Below are 5368 nucleotides of genomic sequence, written 5' to 3' on the forward strand. Positions count from 1 at the left end.
CACTACGCACGGTCAGAACTTGTAGCGAATGCGCGCGGCGAAGTGCCACAGGTCCTCGTCGGAGGCGCCATCCTTGATCGGATCAGCCTCGAACGCGTCCATGGCATCGTCAGCGAGGAGATACGCCACCTCGGAGGCGATCTCGTACTGGTTGGTCGGTTCGTAGCTGATACGCCCGCCGAGTTCCACACCCAGCTCGTCTTCACGATCCCCGTTGCCGAGCTGGACATCCGCGGCGAGGCGGTGATAGCTCGCGAGCCCGGTCAGTTCCACGTTGGGCGTGAGCCTGTGATCCACCTGGAACTTGTTGAGCATGAAGCCCTTGTCCAGGAGATAGGGCGTCTCCGCGAAGAAGTTGTCGTCGGTCATGTTCTCGAAGAAGATCATGCTGTCGTTCGTGTCGACGTCGGTGGCCATGAACGCATCGAAGTCGTCGTCGTTGGCGGCGTCATCCCCCGAGGAGTACCAGAATGTGTAGGTGTAGGTCTTCGCTCCCGTCTCGTAGCCGAGATCCAGACGGCCGAAGAAGGCATTCAGGTCGAAGTTTTGCTGGCCTGTGTTCGTGCCGCCGGTCCCCGCGCTGTCGAATGATTCGAACGCCACGTCGTCGATGTCACCGCTCTGGAGGATCAGGTCCCACCTGGCGAAGCCGCCGCCGCCGCCCATCGGCATGTTGAACCTGCCGTCGGTGCCGACAGTCCACAGCTCGTACTCCGAATCACTGATGGACTTGACCTCGTATTCCGTGGCATCGACCACTCCGCTGCCCGTGTTCTGGTCGTTGCGCTGGAACAGCCCGAAAACGCCGACCTGCAGGGCGGAAGACAGGTCCGCGTCGAGGTTCAGGGAGAAGCCGTCGGCGCTGTCGAAACCGTCGTTGCGGCCGTTGTTTCCCGTGCCCGTTGCGTCATCGCCGCGCATCCAGGCGAGGCTGTAATCCACGGTGTCGGACAAGGGCCCCTTCACGGTCACGCCCGCGGCGGTTTCTCCCCATACGTGCTGGTTGACCGCGTGCGGCTGCAGGCCAGCGTTCAAACGGTGATCCGGCGCCCAGGGGAGGGCGAAATCGCCATAGGCCCAGCGGGTCTCCACGTTCTCGGCGTCGCCGGAAAAAGCGCCACCGTCGTCCTCGTCACCGAAACGTATGCCACCCAGCTCGAGGGCGACGATCCCCTTGGCCCGGTCGTCATCCGGGGAAATCTCGGTCCACAGGCGATACTTGACGTCGGCGAAATTCCCGTCCCGCGCCTCGTCGTCATCGCGAATGACACCGTCACCCCCGGAATTGAATCCGTTGAAGAATTCGTCCTGATTGTTGAACACCTCGAAGCGGTGGTTGAGATCACCGTGGACTTCGAAATCGGCCGCATGGACCGGGCTCATCGCCGCGGCGATGAGCAGCGCGGTCGTGGCGCCGGCCCCCATGACGCGAATCTTGCGGCCGTTCGGCGTGCTCCAGGTAGTAAGATCGATCATGTCGGTCGGCTCTCGCTATCACAGGGTTTCCACGAAACTTGCCGGAAATCCGCGGCCGGGACCACCGCGGTCCTGGCCGGCTCGCCGGGGCGGTCACGCGGCCAATGACCCGCCGCGCGAGGCCTCGGCCAGAACGGGGTGGCGCAGAACGGTGGCGCCGCAGGCTTCGAGATGCTTCGTGAGGGCGTCCTGCGCTCTTGAATCGAGATGCCACAGCGCCTCGCCCAGCAGGACGAGCTGGGGTTGGGCCAGGAGCAGCCGGCTCAGCGACAGTGCGCTGCGCTCGCGCGCCGAAAGATCGCGCCCGCCTTCGGCCAGTGCCCCGTCGAGACCGCCGAGCCGTTCCAGGAGATCCCCCAACCCCGCCTTGCGCGCGACACGGGTGAGCTTTTTATCCGACGGGCATTGCCGCAGACCGAGCGCAAGGTTGCGCCGCAGCGACCCCTTGAGCACCGCCGGCTGGCTGTCGAGCCGCTGCACGCCACGCCGCAGGCTACCGCGCGACAGATCGGTCAGGCACAGATCCGACAGGGTGATGGATCGGGGCGGCACCTGTTCCAGCCCGCAGAGCGCGGAAAAGAGCACATCGGCGTCGCGCGGATCGCAGGTCAGGGTCTGGCCGTCTCCCGGCGGTACATCGAGCGAGAGCACTCCGCCCTGCGGCATCGGCAGATCCCGCAGGCAAAGGCGCACGGGCCCGTCGGGCAGCCGCTTGTCGCCGGCCCCGACCGTGCGCTGGGAGCGCGTGAGGGCGGCCTCGCACTTGCGGTTTGCCGCGAGATAGGCCGCGCGGAAATTCCACACGCTGGCCAGATCGCGCAGCGGGGTCAGTACCAGACCGATGGCGGCGAGCGCCCCGGCGATGGTGCCCGTTCCGGTGCCGGTCCACGCGCCGGTCACGATGATGGCGCAGGCGGCCAGCCCGGCCAACGCATCGGGCAGCGCCTTGAGCGACTCGGCCCAGAACACCCGCCGCAGCCCGGCGCGGATCATCTTTTCGGTACGCTTGTGCAGGCTGCGCAACTCGGTTGGCCGGCGCCCCATGCGGTCGAGCTCGGGGGCCATCGGCATCCGCTCGGCCATCTCGGCGGCGATCCGGGCGCGGCGCGCGCGCAGGCGGCGATGCAGCGGCTCGAGTCGAGGCCCGGCGAAGGCCATGACGCCGAGCGCCACGAGAAAGACCGGCGCGACGACAAGCGCAAAGCGCGGCTCCAGCCACCAGAGCACGGCACAGGCGGCGGGGATCATCACAGCCCCCGCGATCAGCCGCGGCAGCCCCTTGCCCAGCCAGTTGCGAAAGGCGGTCATGTCGCCCACGAAGCGCAGGCTCATGTAGCCGTTGCGCCGGGTGGCCACAGCACTTGCGGGCATACCCGCCGCATGCTCCAGCAGGGCCAGACGGACCGACAGCGCGTAATCCTGCCCCAGTCGTTCGCCCATCAGGCGCGCGGCCACCCGCGCGCCGGCGATTACGAGGCCGGAGGCCGCGAGCGCCGCGATCAGGCCGAGTGGCAACGGTGTCGGTTCATCCATCGCCTCGAAAAGCCCGCGCGTGGCGAAGGCCGCCACGCCGGCGGCGGCGCCTTGCACCAGCGTCACGAGGCTGACGAGCGCCAGGCTCCGCCAGCGCCCGTCCTCCAGAGGGGCGGGCATCGCCATCAGGCGGCCTCCTTGCGGCCCAGTCCGGCGCGCAGGGCAAAGCCCGTGGCCTCGGCCGGGTCCGCCAGATCGGCCTTGGTCAGAACCGTCCGGCCGGTGGCTTCCGCGGCCTCGGCGCTGGACATGGGCGAGCAGCTGACCATGCCGGTCACCGCATCGGGGATCAGCCCGTGACGGGCGAGGATCGCCGCGCCGCCCGCGGCCGCCACCGCATCGCCACAGGCGAAGACCAGCCCCGAGATCAGGTTCGCAAACCATTGATCGGCGATGATCGCAGCGGTCTCGCGCTGCAACAGGCCATCGGCCAGCTCCATCACCACGATGTCGCAGCCGCGCGCGCCGGCCTCGTCGGCCAGCGTCTCGGTCGCGGCTTTGATCCGGTCCAGCGGTTCGCGATAGGTCGTCACCATGCCGGCATCGGTGAAGTCGGCCACGAAATGCGCGCCGCTATCGGCATATTCGTTGTAATCACCGAAGGCGCCGGTGCCCGTGATCTTGATGGCTCCGACGCGGAAGCCCGCGCGCCGCAGCCCGAGGACAAGCTGCGCGGTGGCCAGCGTCTTGCCCGAATTCATCGAGGTGCCGACCACCCCGATCACCGGCGGCCGGGGGCCGGCCGGCCGGGGCGCCAGTGCGAAATCGGCGAGGTTGAGGACATTACCAAACGTGTCCAGCAGCCGCGCCGCCGGCATAAGGCGCGTCGCCGCCTCGACCTGGCTGCTGCGCGCCACCATGCGCCCGATACAGCCGCCGCCGGCCAGCAGGTCGGCACCGTCGGGGTCGATCTCGGCCAGCCCCTCGAATTGATCAGGGGCATAGCGCGCGCCACAGGCGATCACCACCGCATCGCCGGCAAAGATGAACGAGGGCCGCCCGGTAGGCAGTTGCACGCGGCGGTGCTGGCCGACCTTGTCGACATGCGCGAGGATCAGGTCGCCCGGTCTGGCGGCCGCGAAATCGGTATCGGTGCGGGCCACGCGGGAACGCTCCACCCGGCGGGTGACGAAGGTCCATTTGGCGTCATCAAGGGTGGCTGCAAGGGTCATGTCGAATCTCCGGCTTGAGGGTTGTGGCGGATCAAACCGCCTGGCTGCGCGGCGCCTGGCTGCGGGCGTCGAGCACGCGGAAGGCCAAGTGGTTGTGGGTGAGCGCGTGGACCACGTCGTGGTCGCAATCGGTCAACTCGACAAACTGCGCGCGCGCCGGCAGGTCATGCCGTTCGGCTGCGGCATTCAGCGCCATGACGTAGGTGCGGGCGCGGGCATGACGGTTGGGGCCCTGTCTGGCGTCGAGCGTGCGGTTCGTGCGCAGGGCCGGATCGCGGATGACATCCTTGCTTCCGACATAGACGCACACGGGTAAGCCGAGGAAATCACGCAGACCGTGCGCATTGCGACGCGCCCAGGCGGTGCTGAACCGGTCCGTGCCCGACGCGAGGCCGTACGGATAGGTCATCGTGTCGTCGGGCAGGCAGTACCAGCCCGCCGCGACCAGATGCAGCGCCGCGACCCGGTGCGGGTAGAGCATCGCAAACCGATGCGTCAGCTGCGCCCCGCCGGAATGACCGAAGAGATCTACTGTTCCGGCGCCATCGGGCAGCTTCGCTGCGACCGCGTCGAGCAGCGCCAAAAGGGCCTGATCGGGCCGCGCGGCCTTGCTCGGACGCTGGAAATCGGGCCAGGACTTTTCGGGGAAATGCGGCACGACGATGGTGCGGCCGGTACGTTCCGCCTCTGGCGCGAAAAGCTGCGCGAGGATGCCGGCGTTGCGTGAAATGCCGTGCAGAACCACCACGGGCGGTGCGGGCACGGGGTTTGCCGGGCGGATGATCCTGGCCGTCAACCGACCGGCGGCGCTGCACGCCGTGATGTACTCGGCCGTGTCATTGTTGGGATTTTTCATGATTACCCTCATGCTCTCTCTGTCCGAAGGTTACTGATAAGTACAGGGCTGGCCGACCTTATTCGATCACGTAGCGCTCGTGCCCCTCGTGAAAGAATCGCTTGATCAGCTCGACGGCCATGAAACGCATGTCCGCACACGGGCCGACGGCCGATTCGAGGTTCATCCCGAAGCGCCGGCCGGTGGCCCCGACGACCCGCGTTCGTCCCTTCGGGGCCCAAGTGGTGCCGGCATGAAAGTCCGAGCGGATGCCGCCCTTGTCGGCGAGCCACGCCCCGCGCGCAGCGCTGTCGGCGCGTCCGAACGGGCGGGCCAGGATTTCATGGCCACG

Annotated in this window: 4 protein-coding genes and 1 pseudogene; all 5 read right to left on the reverse strand. The window is 67.8% G+C overall.

From position 1 onward, the window contains the following. Positions 1–12: 12 nt before the first annotated feature. Positions 13–1476, reverse strand: a complete 1464-nt coding sequence (locus V5A19_RS13520) for a hypothetical protein (RefSeq protein ID WP_332319826.1) — start codon at positions 1474–1476, stop codon at positions 13–15. A gap of 93 nt (positions 1477–1569) precedes the next feature. Beyond that, entirely contained in the window at positions 1570–3135 is a 1566-nt protein-coding gene (locus tag V5A19_RS13525) for an ABC transporter transmembrane domain-containing protein (protein WP_332319825.1), read from the reverse strand. Continuing rightward, on the reverse strand, positions 3135–4181 hold the full coding sequence (locus tag V5A19_RS13530; RefSeq protein ID WP_332319824.1) for a hypothetical protein: 1047 nt from the start codon (positions 4179–4181) through the stop codon (positions 3135–3137). Before V5A19_RS13530 ends, V5A19_RS13525 begins: the two co-directional genes overlap by 1 nt. 31 nt (positions 4182–4212) lie before the next feature. Further along, positions 4213–5037 (reverse strand): alpha/beta fold hydrolase, encoded by an 825-nt coding sequence (locus tag V5A19_RS13535; RefSeq protein WP_332319823.1) that lies wholly within the window; start codon positions 5035–5037, stop codon positions 4213–4215. A gap of 58 nt (positions 5038–5095) precedes the next feature. Beyond that, a pseudogene (locus V5A19_RS13540) lies at positions 5096–5368 on the reverse strand (hypothetical protein); the annotation flags it as partial.

Source organism: Thiohalorhabdus sp. (genome assembly GCF_036628635.1).
GTDB lineage: Bacteria > Pseudomonadota > Gammaproteobacteria > Thiohalorhabdales > Thiohalorhabdaceae > Thiohalorhabdus.

Bases quoted from the DNA above. Each gene is read 5' to 3' on its own strand.
- V5A19_RS13535 (WP_332319823.1), bottom strand. From the start codon at position 5,037: ATGAAAAATCCCAACAATGACACGGCCGAGTACATCACGGCGTGCAGC.
- V5A19_RS13525 (WP_332319825.1), bottom strand. From the start codon at position 3,135: ATGGCGATGCCCGCCCCTCTGGAGGACGGGCGCTGGCGGAGCCTGGCG.
- V5A19_RS13520 (WP_332319826.1), bottom strand. From the start codon at position 1,476: ATGATCGATCTTACTACCTGGAGCACGCCGAACGGCCGCAAGATTCGC.
- V5A19_RS13530 (WP_332319824.1), bottom strand. From the start codon at position 4,181: ATGACCCTTGCAGCCACCCTTGATGACGCCAAATGGACCTTCGTCACC.